The following is a 17,202-nucleotide window of genomic DNA, read 5'->3' as shown; positions in this document are numbered from 1 at the left end:
CGAATAGGCCCGGTTCGATGCGTGGTCTCGGGGACGTCCAAGGGACATCTACATGCGGGTTTCAGGGGTCTCGCTCTTCCGGAAGAGCACCACGACGGACCGTGCCTCGGCACGGTAGGTCGGACAAGCGAGTGAGGGCGCCTTCTGCCACGGGACGATATCCTCCGGAGACACGAGCGAGGTATCGATCCATCGGCGCCACGCGCCTGGCGGCCCGTTCTCCACTGGCGGCAACTCGAAGTCCAACGGCTCCCAATACGCATTCATGATCAGGTACACCCTGACCTGTTCCTGCCGTAGCGTGGCCTCGAACGCAAGGCTGTGGGAATCATAGCTCCAGTCTGGCCTGCAGAGCTTCACGCCATGCCATGTCTTCTCCGCCTGCCGGATCAGCCGGGTCAGGCTGATCCGCTGCCACTCGTGCTGCGTGCCACGCTGGACCCGTCGCGCAACGAGCAGGGTCACGAACCGATGCAGGTCGCCGTGCGTCTCGACCAGTGTCCAGTCGAACCAACTTGTCTCGTTGTCCTGACAATAGGCATTGTTGTTGCCGGACTGGGTTCGCCGGACCTCGTCCCCCATCAGGATCATGGGGATGCCGAGCGAGCACATCGTCACCGTCAGGAAGTTCCTCACCTGCTGGCTCCTCAGCCTCTCGATCGCGGCATCGTCCGTGGGGCCTTCAACGCCGCAGTTCCAGCTATGGTTGGCGTCGGCTCCGTCGCGATTGCCCTCGCCGTTGGCTTCGTTGTGCTTGCGGTCGTAGGAGACGAGGTCGTTCATGGTGAAGCCATCGTGGCATGTCACGTAATTGACGCTCTGCTCGGCCTCCCCCTCTTTGTGCCCATAGATCTCGGGGCTGCCCAGCAATCGGTCGGCAATCCGGGCAACAGAGCCTGATTCACCTCGGAAGAAGCTGCGGACATCATCGCGGAAGCGCCCGTTCCATTCCCTCCAACTGTCGCCGATGAACGTCCCGACCTGGTAAAGGCCTGCCGCATCCCAGGCTTCGGCGATGAGCTTGATTCCGGCGAGCCCCGGGTCCGACTCGATGTCCCACAGGATCGGAGGATTCGGGATCGGCTGGCCCGTTTCATCGCGCGCGAGGACCGAGGCAAGATCGAACCGGAAGCCATCCACATGCATGGATTCCACCCAGTACCGGAGGCTGTCCACAATCATCCGTCGCACAACCGTGTGATTGGCATTGAGGACGTTTCCGGTGCCGGCGTAGTCGGCATACCGAGAACGATCTTTCTCGAGAGTGTAATACGTGGTGTTGTCCACACCGCGGAAGCAGATTGTTGGTCCGGCAGCATCGCTCTCAGCGGTGTGGTTGAACACGACATCGAGGATGACCTCGATGCCCGCCTTGTGCAGAGCCTTGACCATGTCGCGGAACTCGTCCACCGGCCCGAGCGGATCCCGGCGCGAGCTGTAGGCCTGATGCGGCGCGAAGAAGGAGACCGGCGCGTAGCCCCAGTAATTGGTTTTGCCCGGTGGGCAATCCTGGACATCGAACTGGAACACCGGAAGCAGTTCGACGGCAGTGATGCCCAAGTTCTGGAGATACGCGATCTTCTCGATCAAGCCGCGAAGGTGCCGCGCGTGTCCTGGCTGACACCGGAGCTGGGGTGGCGGGTAAAGCCGCCCACATGCATCTCGTAGATGACGGTCCGGGCCGAGGGCCGCCGCAGGGGCACATCACCCTCCCAGTCGTAGGCGGACGGATCCACGACCACGCTCCTCATCGCCGTCGCCGTGTTGTCGCCCGGTCGACGGGCAGCATCGCGATCGTACTGCTCCGGGACGACCACGCCGCGGGCGTAGGGATCGAGAAGGACCTTGGTGGGGTCGAAGCGCATGCCCCGTGCAGGCTCGAACGGCCCGTCAACGCGGTAAGCATACAACTGGCCAGCAGCCAGGCCCGGGACGAATATGTGCCAGTAGTGATAGGTGCGATTGGCCACGGGATCGAGGCGGATCTCCCGGCTGGGTTCCGCCTGATCGGCGCGATAGAACAACAACAATGTGACTCCAGTCGCGTGCTTGGAGAAGATGCTGAAGTTCACTCCCTCGCGGCACGGCGTTGCTCCAAGCGGGGATGGCCTTCCCGTTGCAGGAGCACGGGCAAGGGCATCCGACTCCGCTATGGCACCGGACACGGCCGCACATCCCAGATTTCGGATGCGTATTCTGCAATGGTGCGGTCGCTGGAGAACCTTCCGGACGCAGCAATGTTCAGGATGACCTTGCGCGCCCAGCCCTCCTGGTCGGCATAGAGCTTGATGAGGCGCTGATCGGCGTCGAGATAGGACGTGAGATCGGCAAGGTGGCGGTAGTGATCCCCATGCGTCAGCAGGACATCACGCAACGGTCCGAAAAGGCCGGGTTCGTAGCGGCTGAAGTGATCGGAGAAGATCAAATCGAGTGCTGCGCGCGTCTCCGGCTCGTTGTCGTAATGCCAGCGCGGATCGTACCAGCCCTGGCTGCCGATGACCTGTTCGGCTGTCAGCCCGAAGAGGAAGAAGTTGTCCTCGCCTGCGGCCTCGGCCATCTCGATCGTCGCCCCGTCGCGTGTGCCGAGCGTGAGCGCCCCGTTCATCATGAACTTCATGTTGCTCGTGCCGCTCGCCTCGTAGCCTGCCGTCGAGATCTGGTTGGAGACGTCGCTGGCGGGGATCAGCCTCTCGGCCAGCGACACGCAGTATTCGGGCAGGAACACCACCTTCAGGCGCCCCCTGACGGCCGGATCCCCGTCGATGGTGCCGGCCAGGTTGTTGAGAAACTTGATGATGAGTTTGGCGAGATTGTAGGCGGGGGCTGCTTTGCCCGCGAAGAAGAACGTGCGCGGGGCGATCTCAAGATCTGGATTCTCCCGCAACCGGTTGTAGAGCACGACCACGCGCAGCCCGTTCAGCAGCTGCCGCTTGTATTCGTGAATGCGCTTGACCTGGCTGTCGAAGATCGTCGCCGGATCCACCGCCACGCCGGACCCGGACTTGAGCCAGTCGGCGAATTGCGATTTGGCATCGCGCTTGGCCCGGCGAATGGCTTCACGGAAGCCAGCATCGTCGGCGAGTGGCCTGAGCTTCTCCATTTCAGCAAGATCCGTGATCCAGCCGTCGCCGATGGCTTGCGTGATGATGTCGGCAAGTGCCGGATTGGCCAGCCGGATCCAACGGCGCGGTGTCACGCCATTGGTCTTGTTGCTGAAGCGATCGGGGAACATGTCGGCCAGATCCTTGACCGTTTTCGTGCGCAGCAGCTTGGAATGGATCGCGGCGACGCCGTTCGTGCTGTGCGAACCGACGATGGCCAGATTGGCCATGCGGATTCTGCGCACGCCCCCCTCCTCCACCAGACTGATGCGCTCGGCACGGCCTGCGTCGCCCGGGTAGCGCGCCCTGACTTCCTCCAGGAGGTGGTGGTTGATCTTGAGGATGATGTCGAGGTGGCGCGGCAGCAGCACCTCGAACCAGCGCAAGGGCCATTTCTCCAACGCCTCGGGCAATAGCGTGTGATTGGTGTAGGCAAGCGTCTGCCGGGTCAGATCCCAGGCCTCGTCCCATCCGAGATGCGCTTCGTCGAGCAGGATCCGCATCAGTTCGGCGACTGCGAGACTCGGATGGGTGTCGTTGAGCTGGATGGCGATTTTGCCGGGGAGCGCGTGCCAGTCGGAATTGTCCCGGCGGAAGCGTCGCACGAGGTCGGCCAGGGAGCAGGCGACCAGGAAATACTCCTGCACGAAGCGCAGGCCCTTTCCCCTGCTCGTCGAATCGTCGGGATAGAGAACCCGTGTCAGGGATTCGGCCGTGAGCCGCTCGGCCAGCGCGCCGACGAAATCGCCTGCGCTGAAGGCATGGAAATCGAAAACCTCGGGCGCTGCGGCCGCCCAGAGTCGGAGCGTGTTGACGGTCCGGCCGCCGTAGCCCACCACGGGCCGATCATAGGGTATCCCGAGCAGGGACGACGGTTCGCCGGGAATGACGGCGAGGCTCCCGCTGCGGACTTCGAACGAGCAGCCGAGCCTGACCTCGACCTGCTCCTGCGGCCGCGCGACCTCCCACGGATCGGGACGCCGCAGCCAGTGATCCGCCTCCTCGTGCTGCCAGCCGTCGCTGATGGATTGCCGAAAGATGCCGTACTCGTACCGCAGGCCGTAGCCCATCGCCGGGAGTTGCATCGTCGCCATCGAGTCGAGAAAGCAGGCTGCGAGGCGGCCAAGCCCGCCGTTCCCCAGGCCGGCATCGGGCTCCTGCTCCAGCAAGGCCAGCCAGTCGTGTCCATTCCGGTCGACGCATTGCCGCACGGCCTGATCGAGCATGAGATTCATGATGGTGTTGGCCAGGGAGCGTCCGATGAGGAACTCCATGGAGAGATAGTAAACGCGCTTGGGATTGTGGTTCTGGTACGCCTGCTCGGTGTGCAGCCATCGCTGGGAAAGAATGTCCCGCACTGAACGGGCAATCGCCTCGAAGCGCTCGCGCGGGCCGACCACAGCCGGGTCGACCACGTTATCGAACATGAGGTGCCGCTCGTAGAGGGCATTGTTCGTCCCGGTGAGCTGGATCGGGCCACACTCATACTGTCTGAGGAGGTCCCTGATCCCCGACGTCCGGGAAGCTCTTGCGATGGCACGCTGCTCGTTCATTCCACTGACCTCGGCGCAGGGACGGAAGGCGCTCAACTGAAGACCTTGGAATGGTCTCTTTTGATGGCATCGTAGATTTGTTCCACATCGGCGCGCCGGCAGAGTTCCGTTCCCGCCGTCAGGACCGTGGCGGTCCCGGCTGCCATTCCCAGGGCGAAGGCGTCTTCGATCCGACGCCCTTGCGCCAGCCCCAGGGTTATAGCGGCTAGGAAGCTGTCGCCGGCGCCGACGGCGCTTTTGGGCACAACCTTCGCTCCTGGTACGCGGATGCTCCTGCCACGGGTCGCCAATGCAGCCCCGTCCCGGCCAAGCGTCAGGGCGACGATCTCCGCCGCGCCCGAGGCAATGAGATCCTGAACGGCGGCATCCTGGTCCCGCGGGTCCGGGAGCTCTCGTCCGATCAGGCTCTCCAGCTCGCCCAGACTCGGCTTGATCAGGAAGACTCCTTGCCGTGCGGAATCGCGCAGCGCCTCGCCCGACGTGTCGAGAACAAGGCGCGCTCCCTTCTGCCCGGCGATGTGACCGACCCGCACATAGAAGTCGCTCGGCACACCGCGGGGAAGACTGCCGCTCGCAACCAGATAGTCGCAATCGATCTCCTCGATCGCCGCAAGGCAGCCCTCCCATTCATCGAGACCCAAGGGCGGACCTTCGGGAACGAAGCGATACTCCAATCCGGTCGACCGCTCATGCACGGTATGGCTGACACGGGTGTGGCCCCTGATCGGGATGCGCCGGCTATCGATCCCCGCCGCCTGCACGAGTTGATCGAGGATCGGACCTGTCGCTCCTCCCGACAGATAAAGTGCCAGGGCCGAGCCTCCGAGCTCCTTGATGACCCGCGCGACGTTGATGCCGCCCCCACCGGGATCATAACGTTCGGCCCAGGTTCTGATCTTGTGAATCGGCCGGACTTCCTCCGCCTCCGCGGCGCCGTCAATGGCGGGGTTCAGAGTGAGCGTCACAATCCGTTTCATGGCCTCGTCCAACTGTGCCTCAGGCTGCACCGTTCAAGGGCTGCGTCGATCACACATCCTGATTTCGTTCGGCAATTGGCGGCCCTTTGCGAAATCCGAGATGCTTGCGAGCGTCGTCTCCAGGATGGTCCGCAGGGCTTCGCGTGTTGTGAAGAACGCCTGATAGCCGGTCACGAGCACATTCGGGAACGGGATCAGACGCTGGATTACGCCGTACACAGATCATGGTCGAAGCCCTGCGCCATCGCGGACGAACTTAGCACAATCGGCATCACGTGCATGGGGTTAACCACGGATTGCTTCACTTGCCTGCCGCCACCCCCTTCGAGAGCGGAACAGCGGCGGCTTGCGAACACCGTTTATTCCATAATGGATAAGGTCGCTGAAGGCCCGTTGCCTGGCCGATGAGCGAAGAGCGGTGTCACCGCCGTATTGGGGAGTTCCAAAAGTGGCGGCAGTAGCAAACGCCAGCTTCGCCCGCACGCCGAAACCGGCCAGAGACCTGCTACGATGCGGAGGACGTCGGCAAAAGGCCAACCTTTCGCCCGAGCAGGAGCGTTGCCGTTCTTAGTGACGGCGCCTGATGAACTTCGCGCGTGCCGCCCGACTGGCCTCCTCGATCGAGGCGAAGATCGCCAGATCGAGAGACTTGAAAGCAAGCCCGGCTGCGAAGAAGCGGAAGCCGCCTTCGGTGGAGACGACGATGCCGGCGGTAACCTCGCCGACTTCGATGACATGGGTAGTGCTTGACATGACGAAGACCTCCTGCGGCCAGCGCAAGGCTGGCCGTGACGCGATGTATCGTGGAAGGAATGAGAGAGTTTCGTCAGCGGCAACAGCGAGCGCTGATGCGACCCCGGTACGTTGTCCGATGCAGGACAGAGTTCGGCAAAGAAACAATCATGACCGCAATCCTTCGATCGGATCACGAGGCGCATGACACGCATCGTGACGCTTTAGCGTTTGGTTTCGCGGCGCAAGCTGGCACTTCAAATCACCGCGGCTGCTGGCGGCCAAGTGCACCTCCAGCAACCGTTACAGTGTCGCTGGGGACAAGCGTGACGTCAATTGGCCTGTTCTTTTTTTAGAACGCGCTGATAGAGAAAATAATCCCCTACCTGCCCGCAACGAGAGAAATTTCATGTCGCGGCGAACCCTCTTATGGCGTGCGAGCCTTCGAGCCTTCGCTCTACGACCAGTAGTCGAACCGCGGCCGTTCTTTTATCCGAACCCAATCCTTGACTCGGATATGGGAACGTTGTTTCTTGACGCGGCACCCGTATCGGCAGCGCAGATACGACGGCCCTCAAGCACTTCCCGCTTGGACTTCTCCGCTCATCCGCGCGAGGGCTCCAGGAGGGATCTGACCGAGGGCAGGATAGTTCCATCTCGCCTCAAGCGATTAACATCGACGAGAGCTTAAACCATCGGAGAAATGACATGGTGGGGTTTGGTTCAGCAGCTGTCTCGACACGAATGGCAGGCCTTGCTTTGTGCCTGTCGTCCGCGTTCCTCTGCGCTCCAGGAGTCGCTGCGGCCCAGGACAAGCCCCAGGCGGGCGGTACATTGCGTGTCGTGACCTACGAACCGCTTTGCCTGGATCAGATAGAAGGCACCTCACGCAATACCCAGACTGCCCTCCAGAGCATTTACGACCGCCTCGTCTCTGAGAGCCTCGACGGCAAGTTCCATTCCTGGCTCGCAAGCGAATGGGCCATCTCTGAAGATCAGCTGACCTACGCGTTCACGATCCGCGATGGCGTCACCTTCCACGACGGAACTCCCCTGAATGCGGAGGCTGTGCGGTTCAACCTGCAGCGCTGGCTCGATGTCAAGAAAGCCGGCAGTGCTCCGGTCGAGTCGATCTCAAGCAAGGATAATGTCGTTACCGTCAAGTTGCGCAAGGCTTATAGCCCGTTCCTGCACGATCTGAGCGAGCCTACGCTCGGCTTCATCTCACCGGCATCCATCCAGAAATACAGCAAGGAAGAGCGTTGTGCCGGCGGGCCGGGCGTTACGGCCGGATCCGGTCCGTTCAAGGTGGCGTCCCGCACGCCGGGGCGTGACCTCGTTTTGGAGCGGAACGACAATTACAACTGGGCGCCCGCAGACGCGGCGCATCAGGGGAAGGCTTATCTCGATCGCGTCGAGTTGCGCTTCCTGAAAGAGGATTCGGTTCGCGTCGGCGCAGTGGAATCGAACCAGGCCGATATCGCGACAGGCGTGCCGGCGATCTCGGTCGAGGACATCAAGTCCAAGCCCCATCTGAAGCTTCTCCAGACGCAACAGCCGGGCATTCCGTGGTCATTCTGGCTCAATCAGTCGAAATCCCCCCTCGATGACGTCAGGGTTCGAGAAGCCCTGCGTGTGGGTGCCGACTATGCCGGCCTCATCGACGCGGTTTTCCTCGGGACGGCGACTCCGGCCTATGCCGCCCTCACTCCTGCAGTTGCTCTCGGTCACGATCCCTCCCTCGAGAAATCGTGGACGTTCGATGAGAAAAAGGCGAAAGCGCTTCTCGACGAGGCCGGCTGGTCGAAGACGGACAGCCAGGGCTTCCGCGTGAAGGACGGCAAGCGGCTGACCCTGCGCGGAATCTCGGCGACCCCGTGGAGCAACCAGCAGCGCGATCTCTACGCCCAGGGCCTGAAGGCCGCCTTCGCCGCCATCGGCGTGGACTATGTCCGCGATGTCATCGATTTCGGCTCGGCCGATGCCCGCTTCAAGGCCAATGACTATGACATCGTCGACACGTCCCAGGCGGCAGGCGAACCTAACCTGCTCTATGGAGCGTTCTATTCCACCGAGACATGGGACAAGAACACGAACTGGGGCTTCGTCAAGGACAAGGATCTCGACGGCGCCCTCGCGGATGGTCTTGCGACCACGGACCGCGAGAAGCGCATCGCCGCCTATACGGCCGCGCAAAAGATCATCGCCGAGAAGGTCTATCTGATCCCGATCGCGAACCCGACCGTTCTTCTGGCGGTGAACAAGAAGGTACAGGGCGTGACCTTCGGAACCTCGGGCCAGATTGGCTCCTATTACGACGTGTGGCTGTCGAAGTAAGGGAAGCCGCTTGCACATCGCAAGAGAACTTTTGATACGCATCCTCGCGGGAGCAGCAGTCCTTTGGGCTGCTGCTTCATTGGCATTTGCCATTCTTCAGCTGTTTCCCAGCGATCCGGTCCAAGTCATCTATGGTGCGGATTCATCCGTCACTCCGGAACTGCGCGCCGCCATCCGCGCCGATTTCGGCCTAGACCGGCCCGTCTGGGAGCAGTACCAGCATTTCCTGGCGAGGATCGTGCAGGGGGATCTCGGAACATCCTACCAGCAGCGCCGGAGCGTGATCTCGATCATCGGCAGCGAACTCGGATCCACATTGACGCTGGCTTCCCTATCGGTCCTGCTCGCCATCGTCATGGCCTGCCTCGCTTCGCTTGTCACATCGGGCCGAAGGACATGGCTTCGCAAGGCGCTGTCCTCGATCGAACTTCTGAGCGTCTCGACCCCGACCTTCTGGATCGGCATCCTTCTTCTCACCTTCTTCTCGTTCAAATGGCAGCTCTTCCCCGTCGTCGCCGACGAGGGCTGGCGCTCCCTCGTCCTGCCGGTCGCGACCCTGGCCCTTGCCGTGTTCGGAAGCCTGAGCCAGGTCATGCGGGAGGAGATGGACCTTGCCCTCGAACAGCCCTTCATCCTGACGGCGCGGACCCGGGGATTATCCGAATGGGCCGTTCGCTGGCGGCACGCCCTCGGCCATACCCTGATCCCATGCATCACGATCAGCACCGAGACGTTCGGCGGCCTTCTCGCCGGCTCCATCATCACGGAGCAGGTCTTCGGCCGCCCTGGCCTCGGGCGCATCACGCTGGAGGCGATCAACAATCATGACATTCCCGTCGTCATGGGGATCGTTCTCCTCGTCGCCTTCGTGTTCGTGACGCTCAACATCGTCGCCGACCTTCTCTACCGTCTGGCCGACCCCCGATTACGTGTCTCCGCCGCATGACCGATCTCACGCCAAACCTGGCCGATCCCGCCCGCATGCGAGCCGGGCCAGGATTCTTCATGCGGCTGCGACGTGTCCCGTTTGGCGTCGCGCTTGCCGCGACCGTCCTGGTTTTCCTCGCCCTCTGCGCGGTTGCACCGGGGATCGTCGCACCGAAGGATCCCTACAAGATCAGCCTGCTCCACACATTGCGTCCGCCCTCCCTCGAGTTTCCTTTCGGAACGGACCAGCTCGGACGCGATATCTTTTCGCGTGTCGTACATGGCGCCAGCTACTCCCTGACCATCGGACTCGGTGCAACGTCCATCGCCGTCACCATCGGCCTGGCCGTCGGACTCGTTGCCGGCAGCGCCGGCGGGGCTGTCGACCTCGCGTTCATGCGGGTGATCGACGTGCTGCTCGCCTTCCCGGCCCTCTTCATGTCCATGGCGGTTGTGGCGCTGCTCGGGACCGGGAGCGTCAATGTTCTCATCGCCATCGCCATCGCCGAAATCCCCCGCTATGCGCGGATCGTCCGGTCTCAAGTGTTGGTCGTGCGTACATCCGGTTATGTCGAGGCTGCCCGCATTCTGGGACAAAGACGGTGGCTCACCCTGATGCGGCACGTTCTTCCCAACACCATCGGCCCGCTGATCGTTCTTTCGACGCTCGGAATCGGTAGCGCCATCCTGTCCTCCGCGGCCCTCAGTTATCTCGGCCTCGGTCCTAAGCCCCCAACTCCGGAATGGGGCCTGATGCTGGCAGAGGGACAAGGCTATTTACGCAGAGCGTGGTGGATCGGCGTCTTTCCAGGCCTGTTCGCAACGCTTACCGTCATCTCGACGACGGTGCTCGGACGCTACCTGAAGGCCCTTTCGGACGGCAGGGCCTGAACCATGTCTCTCCTGAGCGTCGAAAACCTGAACGTCACCTTTCCCGGCACGGCTGCAGTCCAAGGACTGAGTTTCTCCGTCGAGGCCGGCCAATGCGTGGCGATCGTCGGCGAATCCGGATCAGGCAAGTCCGTCACGGCCCGCGCGCTCGTAGGCCTCGCCGGGGACAATGCCGCCGTCTCGGCACAACGCCTCCACCTCGATGGAAAGGATCTGCTGCATCTCTCGCCAGGGCAATGGCGCGGCATCCGTGGCCGCCACATCGGATTCGTTCTGCAGGATGCCCTCGTCTCCCTCGATCCGCTCAAGACGATCGGATCTGAAATCGCCGAGGCCTTGACCGAGCATGCCGACATGCCGCGCCAGGACGTCAGGAGGAAGGTTCTCGACTTGCTCACCTCGGTCGGCATCCCGAATCCGGAAGAGCGGATCGGCCAATTCGCTCACCAGCTTTCGGGCGGCCTGCGTCAGCGCGCCCTGATTGCCTCGGCGATTGCCGCCAATCCGGCCCTCTTGATTGCCGATGAGCCGACGACGGCGCTCGACGTGATCGTGCAGGCACAGATCCTTGCACTCCTGCGCGAGATGAAGGCGAAGGGGACAGGCATCATTCTCATCTCGCACGATCTCGCCGTGGTGGCATCCCTTGCCGACCACATCGTCGTTCTGAAGGATGGAGCCGTGGTGGAGGCCGGCCCGCCAAGTCAGGTGCTTTCACGTCCGCAGGCGGCCTATACCCGCGCCCTGCTGGCGGCAATTCCCTCCGTCGAGACAAAAGGGCAGCGGCTCACGTTCGGCTCAGGGACGCCCGATGTGCCTGCCGCCCGGCCGCTTCAGGATGGTGGAACAGCCGTCGAGGCGAGATCTGTCACAAAATCGCTAGGCGAGCGGCTGGTCGTCGACAAGGTGGACGTCAGGCTTGTTGCGGGGGAAACCCTCGGCCTCGTCGGCGCCTCCGGCAGCGGCAAGACAACGCTCGCCCGCCTGCTTCTGGCGCTGCAGCAGCCGGACCAGGGCGAGGTGCTCCTCGATGGTGGTCCCTGGTCGCATCTGTCCGAGAAGCAGAGGCGCCCACATCGACCGCGGCTCCAGCTCGTCTCGCAGGATCCTCTGGGTTCGTTCGATCCACGCTACAGGGTCATCGACATCCTTGCCGAGGCGCTGGAAATCATCGGCCTGCCAAAACGGGAATGGACAAGGCGCGCAACCGAACTCATTCGGTCCGTGGGACTGAGCGATTCCCATCTCCTGCGGCGACCACGGCAATTGTCCGGCGGCCAGAGGCAGCGCGTCGCCATCGCCCGCGCCTTGGCGATGAAGCCGGACATCCTGATCTGCGACGAGCCCGTCTCGGCCCTCGACGTTTCGACGCAAGCCCAGGTTCTCGATCTTCTCGAGGATCTGAAGCGCCAGTTCGGCCTCACCATCCTGTTCATCTCGCACGACCTCGGCGTCGTGCATCATGTCAGCGATCGCGTGATGGTGATGCATGCCGGCAGGATCGTCGAGGAGGGTCCCGTCGGCGAGGTTTTTGCGCGTCCACGTGATGCCTACACCCGAGAACTTCTCGCCGCGCTGCCACGCATCCCGCTTTCCAGCATAGCCTCAAAGGCGAAAGGATACCCTCATGACCATATCCTCGACAGCTCAGTACATATTGGCGCTTGAGGATTGGCACGCCGGCAGAATAGCCACCCTGACTAACCCGGACGGCTGGCTGAGCGTCAGCGGGCTCGAATGGGTCCGCCCTGGGATATCGCGCTTCGGCTCCGCCCCTGACAACGATATCGTCATTGCCAATATTCCGGCCTTCGCAGGTACGATCGCTCATGGCGACGATGGGATTGTTCATGTGCAGCTTGACCCATCTGCGAATGGGACGGTCGACGGCCGAACGATTGTGGAAGCCCAACTGCACGTTGATCCGGTCGCACCGACGTTGGTGGCTTTCGGCAACGTCTCGTTTCATCTGATTGAACGCGATGGCCGCAGGGCCTTGCGCATACGGGACAGCGAAAGCCTGAATCGACGGAGCTTTTCAGATATTCCTCGGTTTCCGGTCGACGTGTCCTGGCGCATCGTCGCCGACTGGGTTCAGCTTGCACAGCCTCGTCCGTTCGAGATCGACAGCGTCATTGGAACATCGGGCACGATTCTCGTGACTCACAAGGCCATCTTTTCGCGCGACAACGTCCGGTACGAGCTCTGGCCGACGCACGGTACGAAGGAGGCGCCGATGTTCGTGCTGCGTGATGGCACATCCGGCTCTCAAACCTACGGTGCGGGCCGGTTTCTGGTCGGGGAGGTTCAAGGCTCTCGCATCGTCCTGGACTTCAACAAGGCAATCAACCCGCCCTGCGCCTTCACGTCCTTCGCGACCTGTCCCCTCCCGCCGGCCCAGAACAGGCTGCCGCAGCGGATCGAGGCAGGAGAGAAGCTTCCGTCATTCGACATGCCCGATCGCCACCGAGCTGAAGCGGCGATGCCGCATAAATCCAGTCAAGCAGTTGAGCACGAGGGTGCTCGCAGTGGGCCGGCCATCCAGTAACACGGTCAGGCTGGTCCAAATGATCAGCGCGACATCGTTGACTGGATCGTAGCCCATGAACGGCTTGTAGCCCGGCATTTCATCGCCGCGGAAATATACACGCTCGGCCCAAAGGTAATTGCGATATCCCAAAACCTTGTCTCTCTCACGCGGGCTTTCCTGGATCCTGCGGTTCAGGATCGTCGCGCCATTGGCGCTTCTTCAATCTGGATTGAAGCAGGCGACTTGGTGGCCCTGTTCCAAAGGGGCCAACGAGGGAGTTTCAGCGCGGCAGCGCTCGTTACCTTGTCGGCAGCGCGATTGGAACGGACAGCCCTGCAACGGCGCATAGGCACCCGGAACCTCTCCCGGAACCGGAGGCTCGATCTGGCCCTTGCGCTTCCGGATGTTCGGCACAGCTGAAAGGAGAGCACGCGTATAGGGATGGCGCGGGCGTGCAAATAACGATGCTCGGGTACCGACTTCAACGATCCTTCCGAAATACATCACTGCAACTCGGTCGGCCAGGAATTCGACGGCTGCCAGGTCGTGACTGATGAACAGATAGGATACGTGAAGATCGTCCCGCAGGTCCGCGAGAAGGTTCAGCACCTGCGCTTGAATTGAGACGTCGAGAGCAGAAACCGGTTCATCACAAATGACCAGCTTCGGATCGGAGGCCAGCGCCCGTGCGATTCCGATACGCTGACGCTGCCCTCCCGAGAACTCATGCGGGTAGCGCAGGGCGGCGCTCGAAGGCAGGCCCACGCGATCGAGCAATTCTCCGACCCGGTCCGAAGTCTCCCTGCGGGCGCCGAGTCGAAGCACTTTGATCGGGTCCGCGATGATGTCACCAACGCGCTGGCGCGGGTTGAGCGAGCCAAACGGATCCTGAATGATCATCTGAATTGCGCGGCGATAAGGAAGCCGCTTCGTTCGACTACCCGCTGGAGCGGTTTGACTGCGTCGTCCTCTCCGAGGTTCTGATCCGGGCAGGCCTCACGCTGGTCAGGAAAGCCCCGGTGGCTCGCAGGCGTCGGCCGATCTGGCGGGCAGGTCAAATCCGCGATGGCCTCATGGTCGCCATGCTGGCTTACTGCCCCATCCGGCTGAAGAAACTCTCGGCGCTCGAACTCGGCCGCAGCTTTGTGCGCGAGCAGGATCGCTGGGGTATCACGTTGCCGGGCGCAGAGGTCAAGAATGGACGGGCTGATCTCCGCCTCATCCGATATCGTCTCAATCCCGCAATCGGCCTGTATCTCACCTGGGCAAGACCACGGCTGATGCGGCACACCGACGAGTTCATGATCGGGGATGAACAAAGCAGGTTGCTTACTGGTCCACTTTTGGGTCGGACAGTATGACGAGGCACTCAGCTATGGCAGTGTCGAACGAAGGATTATGGAGACCCCCGGTCCGTAATCGGACGGGCTCTCAGCCCACACGACTTCCGGCGGAGCGGGGCCTTCACCGCGCGGTATCGAGCCGGATCCGAGCCGCACCTGGCGAGCGGCTTGTTACAGCACCAGGACAAGGAACTCGTCGACGAGAATTACAATCTTGCCAGCAGCCTGGAAGTTGCTGACCTGTTTGGCGGGTGGATCGAGGAAATCGCGAGACCTTGATGTAGACAAACGCAGGGGAGATCCTCAGCCCTTCTGGATGTCTGCTTCAAGCCTCTAACCTGACCAGGGCCTTTGGTCCCAGATCTGCCATGAGACGACCACGGCGGCTCGGCCTGAGCGCATCGGCTTCTGCACCGTAACCATGGACGACTGGAAAGGGTGCGATGGCCTGTTCATGTCTTGTACGACGTCAGGGAACAGCAACCTTGATCGGCTCAGATCAGTGGAGGTCAGGTGGTGACGGGTTTCGCCCACTCCGTCCCAGACGTTGCGGGGGCATACCGATTGTCGAAGCTCCATTGGGGTAGCTCCAAGATTTATTTTCATATAACATGAGATTTTCTCATTTTGCATAGCGGTAAGTCATGGAGCGTCTGAGCCGTCTTCCGTCCCTTACGGGACTACGTAGCTTCGAAGCTGCAGCCCGCCTCAAAAGCATGACGCGTGCTGCCGCAGAACTCGAGGTCACCCAGGGGGCCGTAAGTCGATCCATCCGCGCGCTTCAGGCGGAACTCGGCTTCCCCCTCCTGGCCAAATCGAAGCCGAGCCTGCTGTTGACGCCGCTGGGCGAGGTTGTTTTTGGCGAGCTCAATTATTCTTTTGAGCGAATCAAAAAAGTATTGGATCGCGTGAGGCACGATGAGCAGGCCCGGACTCTTCGTATTGACGTGTTGCCGACCTTCGGACTGAGACTTCTGATCCCGCGTTTGCCCGAGTTCAAAAAAGAATACCCTGATTTGCAGCTAGATGTCGTTGTTGGAGAAGGTCCTATCAACTTCGATGACGGCAACGTCGATGTTGGCATTCGATACGGAAAAGGGGATTGGCCACGGACTAAATCTTACAGGATCCTAGAAGAAGAGCTCATCGTGGTCTGCTCTCCTGCTCTTCTGAAAAATGGCGAAATCGACCCGTCGCAAGTGCGCGCAGATCAGTTGATCCGCCATACAACGCGCCTTGAAGCTTGGGGAGAATGGTTCGAAAGTCTCCATCTGGCGCCTCGTCAGGCCGCCGGCCTTGGCTTTGAGCACTTCTTTCTGGTGATTGAGGCCGCCGTCGTGGGGATCGGATACGCCTTGCTGCCGCGGTTTCTCATTCGCGAAGAGTTGGCTGACGGCAGACTCGTCGTGGCATCATCGCATACCCTCCGCCGTGAGAAGGGATACTTCCTTATATGCAGTCCGGACCAGCAGCACGATCCGCGAGTCGTAGGCTTTCGTCGGTGGTTGCATCAGCAGCTTCGTAACGAGCCGTTTTGATGCCTTCTATCCCCGCGCATGCTGCTTAAGGTCTAGGCACTGGCTCCCTTGTGTTGTGAATACACCTCATGTTAGCTCTTGCCCTTAGGTCAAGCTGCATGAGCCGGGAGGATCCGACCGTGTGCTTGACGGTCTCTTGCATCAGGCCCACGCCCTTCATGACGTCTCCATCGCCCTACGTCGCCTTCATCACGTCGCCCCTAGAATATGAATATGTTGAGCGCATCCGCGAGGCAGCTCCCGAGGGTGTAGAGATTCTCTATCAGCCCGATCTCCTCCCTCAGACCCGCTACATCGCTGACCACAAAGGCCGGGACGGATTCGCCCGCACGCCGGCGCAGGACCGCCGCTGGCGCGATGCCCTGGCCCGGGCCACGATCCTTTGGGATTTTCCCTCCGGGCCGGAGGGGGCGCGGGGCCTTGCGCTCGCACCTCAGGTCAAATGGGTGCAGACCACAAGTTCCGGCGTCGGGCAGGCCGTGGCCAATATGGGGCTGGCCGACAGCGACGTGATCGTCACGACCGCTCGTGGCGTCCATGCCGATGCTCTCGCGGAGTTTGCGCTCTTCATCATGCTGGCCCATGTGAAGGACCTGCCGCGCCTCCAGCGCGACCAGCAGGCCCACCGCTGGGAACGCTACTGCTGCGGCGAATTGTCGGGGAAATCGCTGACGATCATCGGGGCGGGTCAGGTCGGTGCACGCGTCGCCTGCTTGGCGCGCGCCTTCAACATGCGGGTCAACGCCGTCGTCAACCGCCCCTCCCCTGAGCGGCGCACCGAGCTGTTCGCCGACGAGGTTTATGGGCAGGCGGACCTGAAGAGTGCCGTGAAGGATGCGGACTACATCGTGCTGGCAACGCCCCATACGCCGCAAACCGAGCGGATGATCGATGGGGAGATTTGGGCGGCCACCAAGCGCGGCGTCGTGTTCGTCAACATCGCTCGGGGTCAGGTGGTCGACGAGCCGGCCATGATCGAAGCGCTCGGCAGCGGCCATATCGGATTGGCAGGCCTAGATGTCGCCGCAACGGAGCCGTTGCCACCGGGTTCGCCGCTCTGGTCCATGCCGAATGTGATCATCAGCCCGCATTCGGCCAGCACGGCGCCGAGCGAGAACGGCAAGATCACGGACATCTTCATCCGGAACCTGAATCACTACGTCCGCGGCGAGACCGAACAGATGATCAACGTGCTCGACAAGGCGCGCATGTACTGAAGTAAAACCCTGGGGCGGTGGACGATTTCAGAGGATCTTCCACCGCCCCGAAGCTG

At 61.8% G+C, this 17,202-nt stretch carries 14 protein-coding genes; 8 read left to right on the top strand and 6 right to left on the bottom strand.

Going from position 1 to position 17,202, the window contains the following annotated elements:
* Nucleotides 1-48 precede the first annotated feature (48 nt).
* The 5 genes from JKL46_RS14020 to JKL46_RS14000 all read right to left on the bottom strand — a co-directional run bounded on the left by JKL46_RS14020 (nucleotide 49) and on the right by JKL46_RS14000 (nucleotide 6,384).
* On the bottom strand, nucleotides 49-1,590 hold the full coding sequence (locus JKL46_RS14020; RefSeq protein ID WP_201833759.1) for a glycogen debranching protein: 1,542 nt from the start codon (nucleotides 1,588-1,590) through the stop codon (nucleotides 49-51).
* Nucleotides 1,587-2,165 carry a hypothetical protein gene (locus tag JKL46_RS14015; protein ID WP_201833757.1) on the bottom strand — a complete coding sequence of 193 codons (579 nt, stop codon included), beginning with the start codon at nucleotides 2,163-2,165 and terminating at the stop codon, nucleotides 1,587-1,589. The genes JKL46_RS14020 and JKL46_RS14015 overlap by 4 nt, the downstream gene beginning before the upstream one ends.
* Complete coding sequence (locus JKL46_RS14010) at nucleotides 2,150-4,654, bottom strand: glycogen/starch/alpha-glucan phosphorylase (RefSeq protein ID WP_201833755.1); 2,505 nt, start codon at nucleotides 4,652-4,654, stop codon at nucleotides 2,150-2,152. Before JKL46_RS14010 ends, JKL46_RS14015 begins: the two co-directional genes overlap by 16 nt.
* 32 nt (nucleotides 4,655-4,686) lie before the next feature.
* Nucleotides 4,687-5,631 carry a 1-phosphofructokinase family hexose kinase gene (locus tag JKL46_RS14005; protein ID WP_201833753.1) on the bottom strand — a complete coding sequence of 315 codons (945 nt, stop codon included), beginning with the start codon at nucleotides 5,629-5,631 and terminating at the stop codon, nucleotides 4,687-4,689.
* A gap of 567 nt (nucleotides 5,632-6,198) precedes the next feature.
* Nucleotides 6,199-6,384 carry a hypothetical protein gene (locus JKL46_RS14000; RefSeq protein ID WP_201833751.1) on the bottom strand — a complete coding sequence of 62 codons (186 nt, stop codon included), beginning with the start codon at nucleotides 6,382-6,384 and terminating at the stop codon, nucleotides 6,199-6,201.
* A 687-nt stretch (nucleotides 6,385-7,071) separates the two neighbouring features.
* On the opposite strand from JKL46_RS14000, the gene JKL46_RS13995 reads away from it, so the two are divergent.
* The 5 genes from JKL46_RS13995 to JKL46_RS13975 are packed head-to-tail and all read left to right on the top strand — an operon-like array spanning nucleotide 7,072 to nucleotide 13,066.
* Entirely contained in the window at nucleotides 7,072-8,700 is a 1,629-nt protein-coding gene (locus tag JKL46_RS13995; RefSeq protein ID WP_201833749.1) for an ABC transporter substrate-binding protein, read from the top strand.
* Nucleotides 8,701-8,731: 31 nt separating this feature from the next.
* Nucleotides 8,732-9,646 (top strand): ABC transporter permease, encoded by a 915-nt coding sequence (locus JKL46_RS13990; RefSeq protein WP_210381357.1) that lies wholly within the window; start codon nucleotides 8,732-8,734, stop codon nucleotides 9,644-9,646.
* Nucleotides 9,647-9,705: 59 nt separating this feature from the next.
* Nucleotides 9,706-10,518: an ABC transporter permease gene (locus JKL46_RS13985; protein WP_201833746.1), complete on the top strand. Its 813-nt coding sequence runs from the start codon at nucleotides 9,706-9,708 to the stop codon at nucleotides 10,516-10,518.
* Between the two features lie 3 nt (nucleotides 10,519-10,521).
* Entirely contained in the window at nucleotides 10,522-12,186 is a 1,665-nt protein-coding gene (locus tag JKL46_RS13980; protein ID WP_201833744.1) for a dipeptide ABC transporter ATP-binding protein, read from the top strand.
* Nucleotides 12,146-13,066 carry a DUF1684 domain-containing protein gene (locus JKL46_RS13975; protein ID WP_201833742.1) on the top strand — a complete coding sequence of 307 codons (921 nt, stop codon included), beginning with the start codon at nucleotides 12,146-12,148 and terminating at the stop codon, nucleotides 13,064-13,066. Before JKL46_RS13980 ends, JKL46_RS13975 begins: the two co-directional genes overlap by 41 nt.
* A 201-nt stretch (nucleotides 13,067-13,267) precedes the next feature.
* On the opposite strand, the gene JKL46_RS13970 is transcribed toward JKL46_RS13975, so the two are convergent.
* The gene (locus JKL46_RS13970) at nucleotides 13,268-13,948 is read right to left on the bottom strand and encodes an oligopeptide/dipeptide ABC transporter ATP-binding protein (protein WP_201833739.1); all 681 of its coding nucleotides are present in this window, start codon (nucleotides 13,946-13,948) and stop codon (nucleotides 13,268-13,270) included.
* 5 nt (nucleotides 13,949-13,953) lie between these two features.
* Between JKL46_RS13970 and JKL46_RS13965 the strand changes: the two genes are divergently transcribed.
* The 3 genes from JKL46_RS13965 to JKL46_RS13955 all read left to right on the top strand — a co-directional run bounded on the left by JKL46_RS13965 (nucleotide 13,954) and on the right by JKL46_RS13955 (nucleotide 17,146).
* Nucleotides 13,954-14,409, top strand: coding sequence for a hypothetical protein (locus JKL46_RS13965; RefSeq protein ID WP_201833737.1), 456 nt, complete (start codon nucleotides 13,954-13,956; stop codon nucleotides 14,407-14,409).
* Nucleotides 14,410-15,035: 626 nt separating this feature from the next.
* The gene (locus JKL46_RS13960) at nucleotides 15,036-15,929 is read left to right on the top strand and encodes a LysR substrate-binding domain-containing protein (protein ID WP_201833735.1); all 894 of its coding nucleotides are present in this window, start codon (nucleotides 15,036-15,038) and stop codon (nucleotides 15,927-15,929) included.
* A gap of 158 nt (nucleotides 15,930-16,087) precedes the next feature.
* A complete protein-coding gene (locus tag JKL46_RS13955) occupies nucleotides 16,088-17,146 on the top strand; it encodes a D-2-hydroxyacid dehydrogenase (protein ID WP_201833733.1) in 1,059 nt (352 codons plus the stop codon).
* Nucleotides 17,147-17,202 lie beyond the last annotated feature (56 nt).

This window comes from Microvirga zambiensis WSM3693 (genome assembly GCF_016735695.1).
Classification (GTDB): Bacteria; Pseudomonadota; Alphaproteobacteria; order Rhizobiales; family Beijerinckiaceae; genus Microvirga; species Microvirga zambiensis.
The sequence above is the reverse complement of the archived record's forward strand: the minus strand, read 5'-3'. Positions and strand labels throughout refer to the sequence as shown.

What these genes read in the sequence shown, in the direction of transcription:
- JKL46_RS14010 (WP_201833755.1), bottom strand. Translation starts at nt 4,654, where the DNA reads ATGAACGAGCAGCGTGCCATCGCAAGAGCTTCCCGGACGTCGGGGATC.
- JKL46_RS14005 (WP_201833753.1), bottom strand. Translation starts at nt 5,631, where the DNA reads ATGAAACGGATTGTGACGCTCACTCTGAACCCCGCCATTGACGGCGCC.
- JKL46_RS14000 (WP_201833751.1), bottom strand. Translation starts at nt 6,384, where the DNA reads ATGTCAAGCACTACCCATGTCATCGAAGTCGGCGAGGTTACCGCCGGC.
- JKL46_RS13995 (WP_201833749.1), top strand. Translation starts at nt 7,072, where the DNA reads ATGGTGGGGTTTGGTTCAGCAGCTGTCTCGACACGAATGGCAGGCCTT.
- JKL46_RS13985 (WP_201833746.1), top strand. Translation starts at nt 9,706, where the DNA reads ATGCGGCTGCGACGTGTCCCGTTTGGCGTCGCGCTTGCCGCGACCGTC.
- JKL46_RS13980 (WP_201833744.1), top strand. Translation starts at nt 10,522, where the DNA reads ATGTCTCTCCTGAGCGTCGAAAACCTGAACGTCACCTTTCCCGGCACG.
- JKL46_RS13975 (WP_201833742.1), top strand. Translation starts at nt 12,146, where the DNA reads ATGACCATATCCTCGACAGCTCAGTACATATTGGCGCTTGAGGATTGG.
- JKL46_RS13970 (WP_201833739.1), bottom strand. Translation starts at nt 13,948, where the DNA reads ATGATCATTCAGGATCCGTTTGGCTCGCTCAACCCGCGCCAGCGCGTT.
- JKL46_RS13960 (WP_201833735.1), top strand. Translation starts at nt 15,036, where the DNA reads ATGGAGCGTCTGAGCCGTCTTCCGTCCCTTACGGGACTACGTAGCTTC.
- JKL46_RS13955 (WP_201833733.1), top strand. Translation starts at nt 16,088, where the DNA reads ATGACGTCTCCATCGCCCTACGTCGCCTTCATCACGTCGCCCCTAGAA.